Annotated in this window: 17 protein-coding genes; 6 read left to right on the top strand and 11 right to left on the bottom strand. The window is 61.8% G+C overall.

What is annotated here, in order from left to right; genetic code table 11:
• Nucleotides 1-106 precede the first annotated feature (106 nt).
• Entirely contained in the window at nucleotides 107-1,048 is a 942-nt protein-coding gene (locus ABD819_RS05790) for a YihY/virulence factor BrkB family protein (protein WP_345121971.1), read from the bottom strand.
• A 105-nt stretch (nucleotides 1,049-1,153) separates the two neighbouring features.
• Here ABD819_RS05790 and ABD819_RS05785 point away from each other — a divergent pair, with 105 nt between their 5' ends.
• Nucleotides 1,154-1,471, top strand: coding sequence for a DUF2062 domain-containing protein (locus ABD819_RS05785; protein WP_345121968.1), 318 nt, complete (start codon nucleotides 1,154-1,156; stop codon nucleotides 1,469-1,471).
• Here ABD819_RS05785 and ABD819_RS05780 read toward each other — a convergent pair.
• Nucleotides 1,455-1,688 (bottom strand): hypothetical protein, encoded by a 234-nt coding sequence (locus ABD819_RS05780; protein WP_345121966.1) that lies wholly within the window; start codon nucleotides 1,686-1,688, stop codon nucleotides 1,455-1,457. The genes ABD819_RS05785 and ABD819_RS05780 overlap by 17 nt on opposite strands.
• A gap of 87 nt (nucleotides 1,689-1,775) precedes the next feature.
• Here ABD819_RS05780 and ABD819_RS05775 point away from each other — a divergent pair, with 87 nt between their 5' ends.
• Nucleotides 1,776-2,303: a DUF2062 domain-containing protein gene (locus tag ABD819_RS05775; protein WP_345121964.1), complete on the top strand. Its 528-nt coding sequence runs from the start codon at nucleotides 1,776-1,778 to the stop codon at nucleotides 2,301-2,303.
• Nucleotides 2,304-2,686: 383 nt separating this feature from the next.
• Here the strand turns inward: ABD819_RS05775 and ABD819_RS05770 are convergent, their stop codons facing one another.
• The 6 genes from ABD819_RS05770 to ABD819_RS05745 form a co-directional block, all read right to left on the bottom strand.
• Nucleotides 2,687-3,214, bottom strand: coding sequence for an NADPH-dependent FMN reductase (locus tag ABD819_RS05770; RefSeq protein ID WP_345121962.1), 528 nt, complete (start codon nucleotides 3,212-3,214; stop codon nucleotides 2,687-2,689).
• A 169-nt stretch (nucleotides 3,215-3,383) separates the two neighbouring features.
• Nucleotides 3,384-4,625 (bottom strand): MFS transporter, encoded by a 1,242-nt coding sequence (locus ABD819_RS05765; RefSeq protein WP_345121960.1) that lies wholly within the window; start codon nucleotides 4,623-4,625, stop codon nucleotides 3,384-3,386.
• Between the two features lie 45 nt (nucleotides 4,626-4,670).
• Nucleotides 4,671-4,973, bottom strand: coding sequence for a DUF3817 domain-containing protein (locus tag ABD819_RS05760; RefSeq protein ID WP_345121958.1), 303 nt, complete (start codon nucleotides 4,971-4,973; stop codon nucleotides 4,671-4,673).
• A gap of 78 nt (nucleotides 4,974-5,051) precedes the next feature.
• Nucleotides 5,052-5,807: a succinate dehydrogenase/fumarate reductase iron-sulfur subunit gene (locus ABD819_RS05755; RefSeq protein WP_345122148.1), complete on the bottom strand. Its 756-nt coding sequence runs from the start codon at nucleotides 5,805-5,807 to the stop codon at nucleotides 5,052-5,054.
• A 132-nt stretch (nucleotides 5,808-5,939) separates the two neighbouring features.
• Nucleotides 5,940-7,874: a fumarate reductase/succinate dehydrogenase flavoprotein subunit gene (locus tag ABD819_RS05750; RefSeq protein ID WP_345121956.1), complete on the bottom strand. Its 1,935-nt coding sequence runs from the start codon at nucleotides 7,872-7,874 to the stop codon at nucleotides 5,940-5,942.
• Nucleotides 7,875-7,978: 104 nt separating this feature from the next.
• A complete protein-coding gene (locus ABD819_RS05745) occupies nucleotides 7,979-8,737 on the bottom strand; it encodes a succinate dehydrogenase cytochrome b subunit (RefSeq protein WP_345121954.1) in 759 nt (252 codons plus the stop codon).
• A gap of 293 nt (nucleotides 8,738-9,030) precedes the next feature.
• Between ABD819_RS05745 and ABD819_RS05740 the strand changes: the two genes are divergently transcribed.
• The 3 genes from ABD819_RS05740 (at nucleotide 9,031) to ABD819_RS05730 (ending at nucleotide 14,531) form a co-directional block, all read left to right on the top strand.
• A complete protein-coding gene (locus tag ABD819_RS05740; protein ID WP_345121951.1) occupies nucleotides 9,031-11,928 on the top strand; it encodes a T9SS type B sorting domain-containing protein in 2,898 nt (965 codons plus the stop codon).
• Between the two features lie 169 nt (nucleotides 11,929-12,097).
• The gene (gene fabD, locus ABD819_RS05735; RefSeq protein WP_345121949.1) at nucleotides 12,098-12,988 is read left to right on the top strand and encodes an ACP S-malonyltransferase; all 891 of its coding nucleotides are present in this window, start codon (nucleotides 12,098-12,100) and stop codon (nucleotides 12,986-12,988) included.
• A 247-nt stretch (nucleotides 12,989-13,235) separates the two neighbouring features.
• Nucleotides 13,236-14,531 (top strand): ArnT family glycosyltransferase, encoded by a 1,296-nt coding sequence (locus ABD819_RS05730; protein ID WP_345121947.1) that lies wholly within the window; start codon nucleotides 13,236-13,238, stop codon nucleotides 14,529-14,531.
• Here ABD819_RS05730 and folK read toward each other — a convergent pair.
• Nucleotides 14,478-14,975, bottom strand: coding sequence for a 2-amino-4-hydroxy-6-hydroxymethyldihydropteridine diphosphokinase (gene folK, locus ABD819_RS05725; protein WP_345121945.1), 498 nt, complete (start codon nucleotides 14,973-14,975; stop codon nucleotides 14,478-14,480). The genes ABD819_RS05730 and folK overlap by 54 nt on opposite strands.
• Nucleotides 14,972-15,832, bottom strand: coding sequence for an alpha/beta hydrolase family protein (locus ABD819_RS05720; RefSeq protein WP_345121942.1), 861 nt, complete (start codon nucleotides 15,830-15,832; stop codon nucleotides 14,972-14,974). The genes folK and ABD819_RS05720 overlap by 4 nt, the downstream gene beginning before the upstream one ends.
• Before the next feature lie 174 nt (nucleotides 15,833-16,006).
• Here ABD819_RS05720 and ABD819_RS05715 point away from each other — a divergent pair, with 174 nt between their 5' ends.
• Nucleotides 16,007-17,014, top strand: a complete 1,008-nt coding sequence (locus ABD819_RS05715; RefSeq protein ID WP_345121939.1) for a polyprenyl synthetase family protein — start codon at nucleotides 16,007-16,009, stop codon at nucleotides 17,012-17,014.
• Nucleotides 17,015-17,392: 378 nt separating this feature from the next.
• Here the strand turns inward: ABD819_RS05715 and ABD819_RS05710 are convergent, their stop codons facing one another.
• The gene (locus tag ABD819_RS05710) at nucleotides 17,393-17,692 is read right to left on the bottom strand and encodes a hypothetical protein (protein WP_345121937.1); all 300 of its coding nucleotides are present in this window, start codon (nucleotides 17,690-17,692) and stop codon (nucleotides 17,393-17,395) included.
• Nucleotides 17,693-17,730: the final 38 nt, after the last annotated feature.

Raw genomic sequence — 17,730 nt, 5'->3', positions numbered from 1 at the left:
GGCAGTTGAGAGCCTCGGGAGCACCCGGCACGCGGTGACGAAGGCAGTTGAGGCCCGCACTTGCTCCCGGCACGAGCAGCCATGGGCCGGTGCGGGCCCCCGGTCCTTATGCTTCCTCCTCCACGTTCACCAGTCGGTAGCGCACTGCCGTTTTCTTGGGCCGAATGTCCAGCCCGATGCGGTGGGCATAGGCCTTGGTGAAGGCCGCGCCGAAGTAGAATATCATGGCGCAGTAAAACACGAACAGCAGCACCAGCACCAGGCTGGAGGCCGGGCCATACACCGGCCCCAAATCCTGCGACACCAGTAATTGGCCCAGCACTACTTCGCCCAGGTTGATGAGCAGGGCCGTGAGCGCCGCCCCGCGCGTGACGGCCCGCCAGGGCACTTTGGCGAGGCTCAGGGTGCGAAACGTGACGCCAAACCAAGTCGCCAGAATCAGCCAGGCCACTATAGTATTCAGCCCGCGCACAACGAAGTAACCGGCGGTGGGGTCGAAATCACGAATGCTTTCGGCAAACAGGTTCAGCGCCGCATCGGCCCCAAAGGCCAGTAGTGAGAGGGCCGCCGTGGCCAGCAGAATGCCCGCCGAACGGGCGCGCTCCCTCACCGCCTGCGAAAACTGGCCTGTGCCGCGCTTCGGCCGGATTTGCCACAATTGGTTCAGCGAGTGCTGAATGATGGTGAACAGCGTAGTGGCCACGAACACCAGGAAGGCGAAGCCCGCCCACGTTACCAGCCGGCTGCGCCTGGGGTCGGCCACGTTCATCACAATCTGCGCCACCAGCCCCGCCCCGGAGGCCCCCACCAGATTGCTGATTTTACCCAGCAGCATCACCCGCACGATGGACGACGGGTAGAGCGAGCTGAGCAGCTGCACCAGAATGATGAGGATGGGCGGCAGGGCAAACGAGGTGAAAAACGCCGTGGCCGCGCCCAGTCGGAGCGGGTCGTTGGCCCCCAGCTCGCGGGCGGCGCGGTGCAGCAAAATCGGCAGCTCGCGCCACCACGGGCCCGGCAACTCGGCCGGAGAATCTAACTTTGTCATAACACCCGAAGGGCAACATTCTGGGGCGCAGCCGTACGTAAGAAGTCCCTCGGCGAAGGTACGGACTGCCGTGCCGCCCGGCTTTCCGCCCCGTTCGCTTTCTCTATGATGCCTTTTGAAACCCCGCCGCTACCTCCGCCTGCCCCGCCGCGCTCCTGGCTGCGCCGCCGCGTACTGGACCCCCTGCTGGACCTGCTCAAAGCGGGGCTCTCGCCCGAAAAGCTGGCCCTCACCGTGGGGCTGGGCGTGGCGTTTGGGCTGGTTCCCACGTTCGGCATCACCACTATCGTGAGTGCCGCGGTGGCCCTGCGCCTGCGCCTCAATCAAGCCGCCATGCAACTGGTCGCCCATCTGATGAGCCTCTTTCAGCTGGCCCTGCTCATTCCTTTTTTACGTGGCGGAGCCATCAGAGCAGGGCGATAAAGTGGCGTACCTGACGGTGAAAAGCCTGCGTCACCTCATCGACTACGAGGGCTGGGGCGCGGTGGGGAAGCTGCTGTGGCGGGCTCAGTTGGGGGCTGCTACTGTGGGCCGTGGCCGCCGTGCCGCTGGTCACGGTGCTGTACTTCGTGTTTCGAACCGTGTTCCGGCGCGTGCTAGCCCGGCAGGCATCGGCCCTGGCCTCCGCGGCTGACGTCACGGGCTAGCCAGGTGCTCTCGTCGCTCTGGCGGGGCTGCGCCGTACTACATTTGGCTTCGGAAACGCCCCCGAAACCCGGCCCAACCTATGCCCGATGCCCCTCTATCGCCTTTGCCCGAAGCCGCCCCCGGTGCCCCCGCGCCGCCCGTGGGCTGGTGGCGCCGCCGGCTGGTTGCCCCGTTGCTGGCCCTGTTGCGGCAGGGGCTGGCTCCCGAAAAGCTGTCCCTTACCGTAGCGCTGGGCGTGGTGGTGGGGCTGGTGCCAATGCTGGGCGCCATTACCACGGTGGCGGGGCTGCTGGCCCTGCGGCTGCGTCTCAACATGGCCGCCATTCAGCTGGTAAGCCACATGATGACGCCTCTGCAGCTGCTTCTATTTGTACCGCTGCTGCGCCAGGGAGCCCACCTGCTGGGCAACGCCGACGAACAGGCCCTGAGCCTGAGCCAGATACGCCAGCTGTTTGCTCAGGACTGGCGCGCCGCCCTGCACCTGCTGTGGCGGGCCGAGCTGGGGGCAATGATGCTGTGGCTGGCGGCATCCATACCCCTGGCGACGGTGCTGTATTTCGCGCTCCTGCCGCTGTTCCGGCGCATGGCCGCCAATAAGGCTGCTTAAGCAGTCGTTCAAAAGTAAACGGGTTGTCAGTTGCTTATTATTAGTTGTCAGTCAGACGATTGCCATCCTGCTAACAACTGACTAACAACTTAACAGCAGTTTCGGCCTTGCTGAATAGAATTAAAAATGAATAATCTGCCAGTCAGACCTTTTAATTTTTAATTATTCATTTTTAATTCCTTCAAAAATGATATACCGGTTTGGAAACCGCTTCAACTTAGAGGCTATCCGAATAGGCCGTCATACCGAGCGCAGCCGAGGCATCTCGCCCGCTTTGTTGAGGTGGCGGCTGATTACTGCTGCACGCGAGATGCCTCGGCTGCGCTCGGCATGACCGTTCTTTTCTTGCCTTTTCGGATAGCCTCTCAGCGCCTGCCCCGGCGCTACGATGCCAGCAGGGCCACTGCCTGCTCGCGCAGCAGTTGGCGCGAAAGGTCTTGATTCAGCCCGTCTTCGGCGTTCAAATCCTGGTTGATGAAGGGTAGGCGCACGCGTTGGGGTAGTACCGAGGTGCCCAGGTACATGAGCACGTCGCTCAAGTGCGTCATGGCCAGCAGGCCACCCTGGCCGCCGCTGCTGATGCCCACCAGGGCCGCTTTTTTGCCATGAATACCACCGGGATAGGGCAGCCCGTCGATAAACGCTTTCAGCACGCCGGGAAAAGACCCGTTGTACTCCGGTATGATGATGACCAGTTTGTTGCCAGCGTCGAGCATGGCCGCCAGGCCATTGAACTCGGGGTGGGTGCCGGCATTGGCGTAGAGCGCGGTAGCCACAAAATCGGCTGGCAGCTCGGTCAGGTCCAGAATCTGACTTTCGGTCCCCAGTTCCGTGAGAACGGTGCGGTAGTAGTTGGCAATGCGGCGGGCGCGGGAGTTGGGCCGGTTGGTTCCGGCGAGGATGGTTATCAAAACAGAATGGGATAGCAATGTAAAACTTATGCCCTAACCCGACTGCCGGGGTATAGGTTATGTGCTGCTGGTGAGAGTTTGATTTTCCGGGTGCGGCAAGAAGAGTTAGCTGGTGTTATTGGGGGACTTGCTGCGGTGCCAATTGGTATTCGGCGCACGACCTCATCAGTTACCGGGCTTCAGCTGATGCGCCAGCGCCGGGCTCCCGGTGAGCCGCCAGCACGGCCACCGCCACCAGGCACAGGGCAAACCAGGCCCACGGCAGCCGCAAATCGAGCACCGATAGCGCGCCGAATACTAGCGTAGTCGCCACACTGGCCAATGACTGGAATGCCTGGTTCAACCCGAAAATCTCGCCCCGGTCGGCCTCCGAGGTGTGGCGGGCCAGGCGGCCTTCCAGCAAGCCCTGAATCAGGGACAGGGTGAAGCAGTCGAAGGTAATCAGGGCGTAGAGCGCGACTTTCGAGGTGCCCATCAGGCCGTAGCCCGCCAGCACCGGCACGCCCAGCGCGGCCAGCCACACCACGGCCCGCCGCTGGTTGATGCGGTCGGCGAGGTAGGTGTAGAACACGTAATTCAGCCCGATACTCAGTGTGCCGAAATACATGAAAAAATAGGAAATAGCCCGCGCATCGAGGTGCAGCTCCCCCAGGCTGACAAACGGCACGAAGTAGAAATAATAGCCCGTGCTGAGCGTGAGGGCCACTTGCGTGAGCACAATGCGCCGCATGCCGGGGTTGCCGGCATTTTTGGCCCGCAGCCGGGCCCAGAGCGTGAGCGGGTTGATGCTCCGGGCCAGCTCGGCGCGCAGCTCGGCCCCGCGCACGGCATTGGGCTGGGCCAGGGTTTCAGGCAGCCAGGCACTCAGCAGCACATTGAGGGCGGCCAGCACTACGGCTAGCCGGACAACGTAGCCGGCCTGCTGGGCGGGCGGCACTCGCAGCAGGGTGAGCAAAATCCCGGCGGCCATTGGCCCCAGCACGAAGCCCAGGGAAATGATAGCGCCCTCAATGCCTTGGTTGCGAAACAGCCGCTCGGGCGGCGAAATGTCGGTAATGGCCGCGCGCACCGTGGCGTACATGCCATTGGTGAGCCCATCCGATACCCGGTTCACAAAGTACAGCCCCGTCCGCACCGGCAGCAGCAGCGCGTTGGCCAGCAGCGTGCCCACGGCCGACAGGATAAAGATGGGCCGCCGGCCGTAGCCGTCGCTCAGCCGCCCCAGCAGTGGGGCCGAAAACAGCTGCACCCCCAGAAACAGCCCCGTGCCCACCGACAGCCACAGCTGCGGCTGCCGCAGCCCCCGCACAAACTCCGGCAGTACCGGCCCCAGGGCCGCGCCCGCCACCACGTCAACCAGGATAATGGCGTAAAGTAGCGTCAGGCGACGGTCGGGGGGAAGGGCAGGCACCTCGCAAAAATAGGGGGCTCGGATAGGGCAGCAGGCCCCGGATGGTTACGCCCCAGCCGGTTGAAACAGCTTTTTGTCGGCCCAAAATGTGCCCAGCGGCACCAACGACGCAACAAAACCCAGCGCCATAGTCCGCCACGACCACCGGCGCGCAATGCCCTGCTGAATAAGCAGCAACACGTAGAGCACGAAAAACACCCCGTGCGCCATGCCCACCACTCGCACGGCCCCCGGCTGCCCGGCCAGGTACTTCAGGGGCATAGCAATGAGCAGGAGCACCAGAAGCGAAACCCCTTCCAGAATGGCAATGAGGCGCAGACGGCCCAGGGCAGTTGATATAAAATTCATTGGTTGAGCATAAAAAAGGCGCGACGAGTTACCGTCGCGCCTTTCGTACAAATTGCTTTCAGCCGCTTATTCAGCCGCTTAGGCCAGGTTGTTCGAAGTCGCTTTGGCCGCCAGAAATTCGCGGTTCAGGATGGCAATATTCTCCAGCGAGATGCCCACCGGGCACTCCGCCGCGCACGAACCAATGTTGGAACAGGCCCCGAAGCCCTCCTTATCCATTTGGGCCACCATGTTTTCGACGCGGGTTTTGCGCTCCACGTTGCCCTGGGGCAGCAGCGCGAGCTGCGACACCTTGGCCGAGACAAACAGCATGGCCGACGAGTTCTTGCAGGCCGCCACGCACGCGCCGCAACCGATGCAGGTAGCCGCCTCAAATGCACGGTCCGCAATCTCCTTCGGAATCGGAATCTCGTTGCCGTCGGGCGCACCGCCGGTGTTCACGCTCACGTAGCCGCCGGACTGAATGATGCGGTCGAACGCCGAGCGGTCCACGCTCAGGTCCTTGTTTACGGGGAACGAAGAGGCGCGCCAGGGCTCGATGGTGATGGTGTCGCCATCCGAGAACTTGCGCATGTGCAGCTGGCAGGTGGTGGTACCCTTCTCGGGCCCGTGGCTGCGGCCATTAATGAACAGGGCGCACGAGCCACAGATGCCTTCGCGGCAGTCGTGGTCGAACGCCACCGGGTCCTGGCCGCCGTGCAGCAGGTCCTCGTTCAGCACGTCGAGCATTTCCAGAAACGACATATCGGGCGAAATGTCCTTCACGTGGTACTCCACAATTTTCCCCTTGGCCTGGCGGTTGGGCTGCCGCCATACGTTCAGGGTCAGGTTCATTGGTTTAGCGTTGGGGTTGGAACCGGCCATTTTTTTGAATTAATAATTAAGAATTAAAAATCAAGAATTGACGCGTTAAAACCCGTCGTCAAAACCCAATTTTTAATTCTTAATTCATAATTATTAATTAAACTATTTGTAGCTGCGCTGGGTCAGCTTCACGTTTTCGAACGTCAGTTCTTCCTTATTAAGTTTCTCGGGCTGGTTTTCACCCTGATACTCCCAGGCGGCCACGTAGGCGTAGTTTTCGTCGTCGCGCAGGGCCTCGCCCTCGGGGGTCTGGTACTCTTCGCGGAAGTGACCGCCGCAGCTTTCGTTGCGGTTCAGGGCGTCGTCCACCATCAGCTCGCCCAGCTCGATGAAGTCGGCGACCCGGCCGGCTTTCTCCAGGGCCTGGTTCATTTCCTCGCCGGTACCCACCACCTTCACGTCGCTCCAGAAACCTTTCTTGATTTTCTGAATCTCGGCTTTGGCATAGCGCAGGCCCTCGGCGCTGCGAGCCATGCCGCAATATTCCCACATGATGAGGCCCAGGGCCTTGTGGAACTCATCGGGCGTGCGGTTGCCCTTAATGGCCAGCAGGGTTTCGGTGCGGGCCTGCACGCCGGCTTTGGCCTCGGCAAAAGCCGGGTGGTCGACGCTCACGGGCGTGGGTGGCGTTTGGGCCAGGTAATCGCCAATGGTGTAGGGGATTACGAAGTAGCCGTCGGCCAGGCCCTGCATCAGGGCCGAAGCCCCGAGGCGGTTGGCTCCGTGGTCCGAGAAGTTGCACTCGCCGGTGGCGTAGAGGCCGGGCACGCTGGTTTGTAGGTTGTAGTCGACCCACAGGCCGCCCATGGTGTAGTGCACCGCCGGGTAAATGCGCATCGGTAGCGTGTAGGGGTCTTCGTCGGTGATTTTCTCGTACATGGCAAACAGGTTGCCGTACTTCTGGCTCACCGCCTCGGCTCCCGTACGCTTGATGATGTCGGCAAAGTCGAGATACACGGCCAGGCCGGTGCTGCCCACGCCGCGTCCTTCGTCGCACATCAGCTTGGCGTTGCGCGAGGCCACGTCGCGCGGCACCAGGTTACCGAAAGCCGGGTACTTGCGCTCCAGGAAGTAGTCGCGGTCGTCTTCTTTTATATCCGTAGCCGTGATTTCGCCCTTGCGCAGGCGCTCGGCTATTTCCTTGGTGGCGGGCACCCACACGCGGCCGTCGTTACGGAGCGACTCCGACATCAGCGTCAGCTTCGACTGGTAGTCGCCGCTCACGGGGATGCAGGTAGGGTGAATCTGGGTGAAGCAGGGGTTGGCGAAGTACGCCCCCTTTTTGTGCGCCCGCCAGGCGGCGGTCACGTTGCAATACATGGCGTTGGTGCTCAGATAGAACACGTTGCCGTAGCCGCCGGTAGCTAGCACCACCGCGTGGGCGGCGTGGTTCTCAATCTCGCCGGTGATGATGTTGCGCGTGACAATGCCACGGGCCTTGCCGTCAACCACCACCACATCGAGCATTTCCGAGCGGGTGTACATCTTCACTTTGCCGTAGGCAATCTGACGGCTCAGGGCCGAGTAGGCCCCCAGCAGCAGCTGCTGTCCGGTCTGGCCGCGAGCGTAGAACGTGCGGCTCACCTGCGCCCCGCCGAAGGAGCGGTTGGCCAGCAGCCCACCATATTCGCGGGCGAACGGCACGCCCTGGGCCACGCACTGGTCGATGATGTTCACCGATACCTGGGCCAGGCGGTACACGTTGGCTTCGCGGGCCCGGTAGTCGCCACCCTTGATGGTGTCGTAGAACAGGCGGAACACAGAGTCACCGTCGTTCTGATAGTTTTTAGCGGCATTGATGCCGCCCTGCGCGGCGATGGAGTGCGCGCGGCGGGGCGAATCGTGGTAAGTAAAGGCCTTCACATTGTAGCCCAGCTCGGCCAGCGAGGCGGCGGCCGAGGCCCCAGCCAGGCCCGTGCCGACCACAATCACGTCGTATTTCCGCTTGTTGGCGGGGTTCACGAGCTTCACGTTGAACTTGTGCTTGTCCCACTTTTCGGCGAGGGGGCCTTCGGGTAATTTGGAATCCAACAGCATAGAGTGACGGAGTGATGGAGTGACGGAGTAGTTGAACGACAGGATAACCGCCAAACGCAATAGGTGTTAGCGAGACTGGCGGTTTTTTATCGCTCCAAAACAATTTAAAATGCCGAAGCCACGGCGTGTAGGATAGGGGAGGCAATGGCCGCCTTAAGGTCGCCCTGGTCGTTGGTGAACAGGTAGAAGTACAGCGGCATGGACGCGAAAGCGGCCGATACGACCACGGCGAATGCGTAGCCCACATACTTGATGAGCGGGGTGTACTTGCGGTGGTTCAGGCCCAGGGTCTGGAAACCGGAGCGGAAGCCGTGCCACAGGTGGTAGCCCAGGCTGATTTGGGCCGCCACGTAGAGCAGCACGTACCACCAGACGTGGAAGGAGTCGACCACGGCCAGGTACAGATTATCCAGGTCTTGGGTTTCAATGTCGTTGCCGCCCACTTTGGGCAGGCCGCCGAAGCGGGCGCGCCAGAAGAAATTGTAGAGGTGGACAATCAGAAAAATCAGAATGATACTGCCCAGAATGCCCATGTTGCGGGACGTCCATTCGCTGTTCTGCTCTGAATGGTTGGAAACATAGCCCTGTGCGCCACGCGCCGCCCGGTTGCGACGAGAGAGGGCAAAGGCCTCGTAAATATGAAAGCCGAACCCCAGCACCAGGCCCCACTCGATAGTGCGGATGATGGGGTTGGTGCCCATAAAGTGAGAATAGGTATTGAAGGCTAGCCCTTGGTCGTGCTTGAACAGCTGCAGGTTGCCAACGAGGTGCACCACCAGAAACGTGCATAGAAACAAGCCCGTAAGGGACATGATAATCTTCCGGCCGATGCTGCTGGTTAAAGTTTTTGTTATCCAACTCATAAAGTAGCCAAACTTGGGAAGTGAAGAGGTATGTTTAAGCGCCCAAAGGTAGGCCCCACCCGCTAACCGAACAACGAACGGGTCCGATTCTTGCGCGTGGGGCAACGCCGCAGAAACATTGCGCGGCGTGGTGAATCTATCCGCTGCCGGCATCGTTTACACGAGCGGGCGTGGCGGCTCTTTATAAACCCGGTATCGGCGTCGTATGTTAGGAGACTGGCGTGGCCAGCCTGCTTCGTTTTTGCACCGCACTTAATCAGCCTCTTCTTTCCCTACTGTTCAACACCTCTGGTATGATACAATTTTCTCCACTTCGGGTTGGGGCCCTGGCGCGGCTTGCGCTACTGACGATGGTGCTTCTGGCGGCCATCGGGCTGCGGGCCGGTGCGGCCTGGGCCACGCACATCCGCGCCGGCGATATTCAGGCCAAAGTCGACACTACGGCCAATCCCAACCCGCGTCGGATATTCTTCAAGATGGTCCTTTACACCGACCGGGTTACCTCGAATGTGGATGAGGCCCGGGTTGCCATTTTTTTCGGTGATGGTACGTCAAGCTGCGCCGGCGGTGTTGTCCGCGCCACGAAACGGCTTATTCCTGGCAATGCCGATACCGATGTCAATATCTATTATTTCGAACACACTTATCCTTCTACAGGTTCTTTTCTGGTTAGCTACATCGGCGAAAACCGCAACGCGGGCGTGCTGAACATGAGTAATTCGGCTAATCAGACGTTTTTCATCAGCACTACCATCACCATTGACCCCGCGCTGGGTCTCAACCGTTCGCCCGTGCTCACGGCCCCGGCGGTGGACAGAGGGGCCATTGGCCAGGTATTTCTGCACAACCCGGCCGCGTATGATGCCGATGGCGACTCGCTCTCGTTTAAGCTGCGCACCTGCCAGCAGGTGCCTTTGGGCGTGCTTGGTACCGTGGGCCCGCCCTGCCCCGGCGCTACCGGCAATAACACCCCGGCTCCTCAGATTTGCCCCAACTACCGCTACCCCAACGACCCGCTCGTGACCCCGGGCACGGCTCCCGTGACCGTACCACCAGCCCCAGTTGGACCCGCGCTGTTTGTGATTAATGAGCGCACCGGGCAGCTGACGTGGAACGCGCCCGTGGTGAATGGCATCTACAACGCGGCGATTGTGGTGGAGGAATGGCGGCGCACCGCGGCGAGTAAGCGCCTGATTGGCACGGTGATTCGCGACATGCAGATTATCGTAACGGCCAGCGTTAACCTGCGCCCTACCATTACTATTCCGGCCGATTTGTGCGTGGTGGCTGGCCAGCGCGTGACGGGCGTGGTTACGGCCACCGATGCCGAGGCACCTGCCAGTCCGCAAACCCCGGTTTCACTCTTTGCCTACTCGGGCATTATCCCGCCGGCTACGTTCACCCAAACCCAGACCGGGCCGCCCACGGCCCGTGGTACCTTCAACTGGCAAACCAACTGCAGCAACGTGGCCCGGCTGCCTTATCTGGTCGTATTTAAGGCCCAGGACTCGCCCAACCCGCCTTCGCCCACCAACCCCATTCTGATTGACCAGAAGACCTGGAGCATTACGGTGGTGGGGCCCGCGCCGCAAAACCTGCGGGCCACCAACCTGGTGAGCAGTGTGCGCCTGGACTGGAACCTGTATCAGTGCGCCAATGCCGCGCAAATTTATATTTACCGCAAGGTGAACCCATCGGGCTTTGTGCCGGGGCCCTGCGATACCGGAATCCCGGCCTCGGCGGGCTACACGCGCATCGGGAACGTGGCCCCGACGGCCACTTCCTTCGTTGATAATACCGTGCCGCTGGAACGCGGGCAAACCTATTGCTACCGCATCTACGCCGAGTTTCCGCTGCCGGCGGGCGGGGCCAGCATTGCCTCGCAGGAGGCGTGCGTAACCATCGCCGGCCGGGCGGCCATGCTGACCAACGTGGATGTGGTGAACACCAGCACTTCGGCCGGACAGATTCAGGTGCGCTGGACGAAACCGCGGACTTCGGCTCCGGGCGGGTTCGACGGGGCCTTGTCGTATGTGCTCTCGCGGGGTGAGGGGGCTAACCCCGGCACGTTTGTGCCGGTCCGGGCTCCTTTCACGGCCATCACCGATACGTCGTATGTCGACACCGGGCTCAATACCGAGAATTTGCAGTACACCTACCGGCTGCAGTTTGTGCGCACGTTCGGCGGCAGTGTGCCGGCAATTACGGAAACGTCGCCCACGGCCACCAGCGTGCGCACCAATGCCGTGCCTGCTAATCCCGCGGCCACGGCTGTGAGCGTCACCTGGACCTATAATGTGCCCTGGGATAACACCGCCCAGCCCACCACCGTGTACCGCCGCACGGGCAGAACCGGGCCCTACGTAGCCATTGGCACGGCTACCAGCACCGCCACCGGCGGCGCCTACACCGACCGCGACCCCACCTTGCGCAAGGGCGAAAACTATTGCTATTATGTGCAGACCAATGGTCGCTACGCCGGATTCAGCTTCCTGAGCTCACTCCTCAATAAGAGTCAGGAAAAATGCATGGTGCTCAACAGCCCCCCCTGCACGCCCGTGCTGGCCCTGCAAGCCACCAACTGCGATAGCCTGGCCTCGCTGCAGGAGTTCCCGGGCCTGAGCCAGCGCTACGCCAACCGCCTGAAGTGGACGCTGAGCAACCAGCCCACCGGCTGCGATGCCACCATCGCCAGCTACAACGTGTATTACCGGCCCATGCCGACGGGGGCTTTCGCGCTCATCGGCACTACTACCTTCCCCAGCTTCGTGCACGACAACCTGGAGTTTTCGGGCGGGTGCTACGCGGTGCAGGCTATTGCGCCGAGCGGGGTGCGGAGCGACACGAGCAACGTAGCCTGCCAGGATAATTGCGTATTCTTCAAGCTGCCCAACATTTTCACCCCCAACGGTGATGCGCAGAATGCCGTGTTCCGGCCCAAGAATAACAGCCCCGTTCGCAGCATTCGCTTCAAGGCATTCAACCGCTGGGGCGTGCAGGTTTTCGAAAACACCACTACCTCGGCCGACCGTATTCTCATCAACTGGGATGGCGGCGGGCCGGTGGGCGAGTCTAACGGCACGGGGGCCAAGGTGGTCGATGGCATCTATTACTACCTGGCCGAAGTGGAATTTGCCGATTTTGCCAACACTAAGCGCACGTACAAGGGCTGGGTCGAAATCATCCGGTAATCACGGATTTGGATGGATTTATCGGTTTGGATAAACAAGAAGCGCGGGCCGGTGGTCCGCGCTTCTTGTTTGGGGCACTGCCGGTTTTTGTGCAGCTTGCGCCCGGTTTGGTTGGTCTGCGTAAAAAACCACGACCATCTCACCGCCAATCTATACTTCACCAAATCCGATGAGTTCCTCCCAATCTGTATTATTTCCGGGCCAGGGCAGCCAGTTTCCGGGCATGGCCCGCGAGCTGTTCGACCAAAATCTGGAGGCCCGCGCCCTGCTCACGCACGCCAACGATATCCTGGGCTTTAGCCTGACCGACATCATGTTTGGCGGCACCGACGAGGACCTGCGCCGGACCGACGTGACCCAGCCCGCCATTTTCGTGCATTCGCTGGCGCAGTTTGTGGCCCGGCCGGGCTTTCGGCCGGCCAGCACCGCTGGCCATTCGCTGGGCGAGTTCTCGGCGCTGGTGGCGGCGGGCGTGCTCCGCTTCGAGGATGCCCTGCCGCTGGTGGCCCGCCGCGCCCAGGCCATGCAGGCCGCCTGCGAGGAACAGCCCGGCACCATGGCCGCCATTCTGGGCCTCGATGACGCGGTGGTGGAAAGCATCTGCCAGGAAATTACCAGCCTGGGCTCCGTGGTGGTTGCGGCCAACTACAACTGTCCCGGTCAGCTGGTCATTTCCGGCTCGGCCGAAGGCGTGGCCCAGGCTTGCGAAGCCCTGAAAACCGCCGGGGCCAAGCGGGCCCTGCCGCTGCCCGTGGGCGGGGCCTTCCACTCGCCGCTGATGCAGAGTGCCGCCGCCGCCCTGGCCGCCGCCATCGAAAAAACGACTTTCAGCCCCGCCCGCTGCCCCGTGTACCAGAACGTGGACGCCCTGCCGCACACCGACCCGGCCGAAATCAAAGCCAACCTGCTGGCCCAGCTCACCGCCCCCGTGCGCTGGACGCAGCTGGTGCAGCGCATGGCCGCCGATGGAGCCACCGACTTCGTGGAGTGCGGGCCCGGCAAAGTGCTGCAAGGCCTGGTGAAGAAAATTGTGCCCACGGCCACGGTCGGCAGCTTCTAACCGATTAGCCGAGTACCCCGAATTTCCAATTCGGCCGTCGGAACGTGTACCCCGAATTTCCAATTCGGCTGCCGGAACGTGTACCCCGAATTTCCAATTCGGCCCGTGCGCGCCACCAGGCGTGGTCGTTCCAACAACCCATACGGGCCGAATTGGTAATTCGGGGTACTCGGCCAATGACTCCCCATTCACGCAAGCCGCCTTTGGGGCGCCGCCTAAAAGTCCGCCCTACATTTCATTAGCCCCGATGGCCGATGCTGCTTTCGTTGCTGCTGCCGCAGCCCGGCGCTACTGGCGGCCCTTTGTGGGGCTGCTGGTCGCGGCCGGGCTGCTGCAGTTGGCGCTGTTTGGCTACGTCACGGCACTCGGCCTGGCCGGCACCGGCGACTCGCGCTATTACCTGCACGCCGCCCAGACGCTGCGCGACACTGGCCACCTGCTCAACCCCGACGGCACGCCCTACCGCTACTGGCCGCCGCTGTACCCGGTGCTGCTGCGGGCCGTGGGCTTGCCGACCGGCGTGCGGGTGCTGCACGGGCTCTGCCTGCTGGGCAGCCTGCTGCTCTGGAGCTGGCTGGGCCGGCAGCTGCTACCGGCCCGGCGGGCGCTGGTAGTGCCGGTACTGCTGGCGCTGAGTACGCCGTGGCTGCTGGTGAGCAAGTTTGTGTGGGCCGAAAGCGTTTTTTTGCTACTGTTTGCGGCTTATGCGGTGGCGTTGTGGCACTGGCTGGGCACCGGGCGGTGGGCGTGGTGGGCGGTGGCCACGGCTGTCGGGGTGCTGCTGCCTTTGCAGCGCACGCTGGGGCTGTTTCTGCTGGCGGGGGTAGGAGTGTTCCTCTTGGTGGGGGCGCGGGAGACGCCGGGAGCCGTGCGCCGCTGGCCGCTGCTGCTGCATCTGGTGGTGAGCGTAGCGGGCGGTATGCTCTGGCAATGGTATGCCCTGCTGGTGGCCGGGCCCAGTCGCTACCACCCCAGCCGGGGCTGGAGCCAGCTGCTAAGCTCCGGGGCCGACTACGGCTTCGTGCTAAGCCGCTGGCTGCTGCCCTTGCCCAGCACTGGGCGGACCATGCTGCCCCATATGCTGTGGGCGGCCGTGCTGGTGGGCCTTTTCGTGCTGCTGTGGCCGCGGAGAGGAGCGGAGCAGCAAGTAGTGGCACCCGCTGCCTCAGAAACCCTGGTCATGCTGGCTTCCCGCCCGGAGCCCGCCAGCCGCCTGATGCTGCAAGCGCTTTGGAGCGCGACCCTGGCACTGGTGACGGTGGTGGCGGGCCTGACGGTTTTCGCCCAGAGTGCCGCCGGCACTCACGATGCCGAGCGCTACGCCAGTGTGCTGTTTGGCCCCGTGGTGCTGCTGGTGCTGGCGGCGTGGCCGGCCAGGGGGGCGCAGTGGCTTGGGCGGGTACTGCTGGCCAGCTGGCTGCTTGGCGCGGCAGTTCGGGTAGGGCATGTGGCGCTCGATTTGCGGCGAATTACCCCACTCAATCCCCCATCAGTCCCCGGTCCAGGGGTGCACGGGAAGCAGGTCGGGACAGCGGGCGAGTAGGGCATCAATAGTTTCGCCCAGTCGCGGATGGCGTAGCGAACCGGCGATTTCGGCCAGTGGCACCAGGGCAAAGCGGCGCGCTGCCAGCCGCGGGTGCGGCACGCACAGGCTGGGCGTATCAATGATTTCCTCCCCGAAAAAGAGGATGTCGACATCCAGCGTGCGGCTGCCCCAATGCTCTAGGCGCTCGCGGCCGGCTTGCTGCTCCGTGGCCAGGCAGGCGGCCAGCAGGGCATCCGGCGACAGGGCCGTGCGCACGGCCACTGCCTGGTTGAGAAACGCCGGTTGGTCTTCGCGGCCCCAGGCGGCCGTTTCGTACAGGCCGGATTCGGCCGCCAGGGGTCCGGCCACGGCGGCCAGCTGGGCCCGGGCCTGCCGCAGCAGTCCGGCGCGGTCGCCCAGGTTGCTACCCAGCAGCAGGTAGGCCAGCACCGGCTTGCTCATCGCTGCCGCTTAAAAAATGCTGCCGTGGCTTCGGCAATGTGGCGGGCGGAGGCGGGTAGCTCGGTTTCCGGCCAGGGGTGCGCGCCGCCAAACATGTGCGTGGCATCGGGCACGAGCAGCAGCTCGGCCTGGGGCCGGAGGCGGTACAGCGCGTGGGCCGCGTCCACGGCCACCGTCTCATCCTGGTCACCGTGCACGATGAGCAGGGGCTGGCGCAGCTTGCGGCGCACGTTGTGCGGAATGTCGAGCCGCGCGCGGTTGGTCTGGTAATCCTCCACAATCTGGTAGTGCAGCGGCAGCTGCTGGCCGGTGCGGGTGTTGGGCACGTAGAGCACGCCGGTGCGCTGCCACTCCTCAAACAGGGGCTGGGGCCACTGGGGATGCACTTCCGCGATGGCAGCCCAGGTAGCTACGGCTTTCACGCGCGGGTCCTCGGCGGCTTTCAGCAGCACCAGGCCACCGCCGCGGCTATGGCCGGCCAGAAAAAAACAGGTCAAATCCATCTCCGTGGCGGGCACGGGCGCGCTGCCGGGGGTGAATAGCGCGTCAATCACCTGGCCAATATCATCGAGCTCGATGCTGAAATTGTTGCGACCAAACGCGTCCAGGTCCTCCAAATCGCCGGTGCCGCCCACCACGATACCGTTGTGCGACAGGTTCAGCTTGACAAATACAAAACCCTGCTCAGCAAAGAAATCGGCCAGCAGCGGAAAGTGGCCCCAATCCTTAAATCCCTTGAAACCATGCACGAACAGCAGCACGGGTTTGGCCTGGCCATCGGGCCGATAGGTGGCATCGGCCTCGAAGGCCCGGCCGTGGGCGGGGCCGGTGAGCAGAAAAGAAGCGTGGGTAAGCATGCGGCGAAGGTAGGAGGTATTTTGGGTGGGAGGGCAGGGCGGCAGGGGGGATTTTGGGTAGTAGGGTAAGCGGGTAAGAGGGTGGGCCGGGAGGCTGATTTTTATCCCTCCTACCCGCTTATCCTCCCGCCCTTAGGCCTTCTTTTAAGGTTCCGCCGTATCATTGTCGCCGCAATGCCCCACAATCTCCCCTTATCCATCGACCAGATTCAGGCCCCCATCGCGGCCGAAATGGAAGAGTTCGAGCACAAGTTCCGGCAGTCGATGCGCACGAAAGTGCTGCTGCTCGACAAGATAATGGGCTACATCGTGAAGCGCAAGGGCAAGCAAATCCGGCCGATGTTCGTGTTTCTGACGGCCCGCGCCGCCCGCCTCGAGCCCGCCACCGGCGACCCGCTGCCCGATGCCACCTTCCGCGGAGCCGCCCTCATCGAGCTGCTGCACACCGCCACGCTCGTGCACGACGACGTGGTGGACGAGAGCAACTACCGCCGTGGCTTTTTCTCCATCAATGCGCTCTGGAAAAATAAAATAGCCGTGCTGGTCGGCGATTACCTGCTGTCACGCGGCTTATTATTAGCTCTCGAAAACGACGATTTCGACCTGCTGAAAATCGTGAGCAACGCCGTGCGCGAATTGAGCGAAGGCGAATTATTGCAGATTGAAAAAGCCCGCAAGCTGGATATTACCGAAGACGTTTATTTTGATATTATTCGGCAGAAAACCGCTTCGCTAATTGCCTCCTGCACGGCCGTAGGCGCAGCCTCTGTCGGGGCCGATAAAGAGACCATTGAGCGGGCCCGCTTATTTGGTGAAAAGGTAGGTATTGCTTTTCAAATCAAGGACGACTTATTTGACTTTGGGACGGCTGAAATTGGCAAGCCGGTGGGCATCGATATCAAGGAAAAAAAGATGACGCTGCCGCTGATTTATGCCCTCCAGCAAGCGTCCTGGCTGGAAAAGCGCAAAGTTATTTTCAATGTGAAAAATAACGACGGCCACCGCGACCGGGTGCAGCAGGTAATTGAATTCGTGAAAAAATCGGGTGGCCTGGATTACGCAATTCAGACCATGAAACGCTACCGCGACGAGGCCCTGCAAATACTGTATACGTTCCCGGAATCACCCAGCCGCACGTCATTGGAACAGCTGATTAATTACACGATTGAGCGCAATAAATAATATCACGGATTACGCGGATTTTAGCGGATTTCACGGATTTTGTGGTTGGCGCGAATTTAGGCAGTGGTCTAAAGCAGGGTGATTGTAGGAACGCGCCATGGCGCGTTCACTCCTCGAATAACTGAGGCGACCCGGCGCAGGCGATGAACGCGCCGTGGTGCGTTCCTACCGCATCACCTGCGATTAGACCATCGCCCGAATTTAATATTTGGCGTGGAGTAGGAAAGGGCGCTATTTGAGCGCCCTTTTACGATTTGATACGAATGGAGTAGCGCCAAGTCGCTGCAAAATGTGGTAGGATTAACCTGTCGGGCACACATCCTAAAGTACGAAGCAGCTATAATCGACTACAAAATCCGTGCAATCCGCTAAAATCCGTTAAATCCGTGATACTTGGTAGCTCACGTTTTTCGCGTCGCTTACTTTGAACATTACACCGTCGAAGGAGCTGTCGACTTCCAGGGAATGGGTGATTTCGCAGCCGGGGCATTTAATCTCCTCTATTTCGTGGTTGTTGGCGTGTTCCGGCGAGTCGGCCTGGTCGTTGGGGGCGGGCACGCCGAGCAGGTCGGTGAAGACTTCGGTGTGGCACTGCTCACATTCAAACCGGAGGCCGACGGCGCGGCCCTGCAGGTCGGCGAGCGGGGCGGGAGTGCTGGGGTTTTGCTGAATCCACATAAGGTGAGGGAGTTGGTGACGGGAATGGTGGGGCTGAG

The sequence above is a fragment of the Hymenobacter antarcticus genome (genome assembly GCF_039539545.1).
In the GTDB taxonomy this organism is placed as follows: Bacteria; Bacteroidota; Bacteroidia; order Cytophagales; family Hymenobacteraceae; genus Hymenobacter; species Hymenobacter antarcticus.
The sequence above is the reverse complement of the archived record's forward strand: the minus strand, read 5'-3'. Positions and strand labels throughout refer to the sequence as shown.

Excerpts from the sequence above, each read along its gene's own strand:
- ABD819_RS05790 (WP_345121971.1), bottom strand. The coding sequence starts at position 1,048 with ATGACAAAGTTAGATTCTCCGGCCGAGTTGCCGGGCCCGTGGTGGCGC.
- ABD819_RS05785 (WP_345121968.1), top strand. The coding sequence starts at position 1,154 with ATGATGCCTTTTGAAACCCCGCCGCTACCTCCGCCTGCCCCGCCGCGC.
- ABD819_RS05775 (WP_345121964.1), top strand. The coding sequence starts at position 1,776 with ATGCCCGATGCCCCTCTATCGCCTTTGCCCGAAGCCGCCCCCGGTGCC.
- ABD819_RS05760 (WP_345121958.1), bottom strand. The coding sequence starts at position 4,973 with ATGAATTTTATATCAACTGCCCTGGGCCGTCTGCGCCTCATTGCCATT.
- ABD819_RS05755 (WP_345122148.1), bottom strand. The coding sequence starts at position 5,807 with ATGAACCTGACCCTGAACGTATGGCGGCAGCCCAACCGCCAGGCCAAG.
- ABD819_RS05750 (WP_345121956.1), bottom strand. The coding sequence starts at position 7,874 with ATGCTGTTGGATTCCAAATTACCCGAAGGCCCCCTCGCCGAAAAGTGG.
- ABD819_RS05745 (WP_345121954.1), bottom strand. The coding sequence starts at position 8,737 with ATGAGTTGGATAACAAAAACTTTAACCAGCAGCATCGGCCGGAAGATT.
- ABD819_RS05740 (WP_345121951.1), top strand. The coding sequence starts at position 9,031 with ATGATACAATTTTCTCCACTTCGGGTTGGGGCCCTGGCGCGGCTTGCG.
- fabD (WP_345121949.1), top strand. The coding sequence starts at position 12,098 with ATGAGTTCCTCCCAATCTGTATTATTTCCGGGCCAGGGCAGCCAGTTT.
- ABD819_RS05730 (WP_345121947.1), top strand. The coding sequence starts at position 13,236 with ATGGCCGATGCTGCTTTCGTTGCTGCTGCCGCAGCCCGGCGCTACTGG.
- folK (WP_345121945.1), bottom strand. The coding sequence starts at position 14,975 with ATGAGCAAGCCGGTGCTGGCCTACCTGCTGCTGGGTAGCAACCTGGGC.
- ABD819_RS05720 (WP_345121942.1), bottom strand. The coding sequence starts at position 15,832 with ATGCTTACCCACGCTTCTTTTCTGCTCACCGGCCCCGCCCACGGCCGG.
- ABD819_RS05715 (WP_345121939.1), top strand. The coding sequence starts at position 16,007 with ATGCCCCACAATCTCCCCTTATCCATCGACCAGATTCAGGCCCCCATC.
- ABD819_RS05710 (WP_345121937.1), bottom strand. The coding sequence starts at position 17,692 with ATGTGGATTCAGCAAAACCCCAGCACTCCCGCCCCGCTCGCCGACCTG.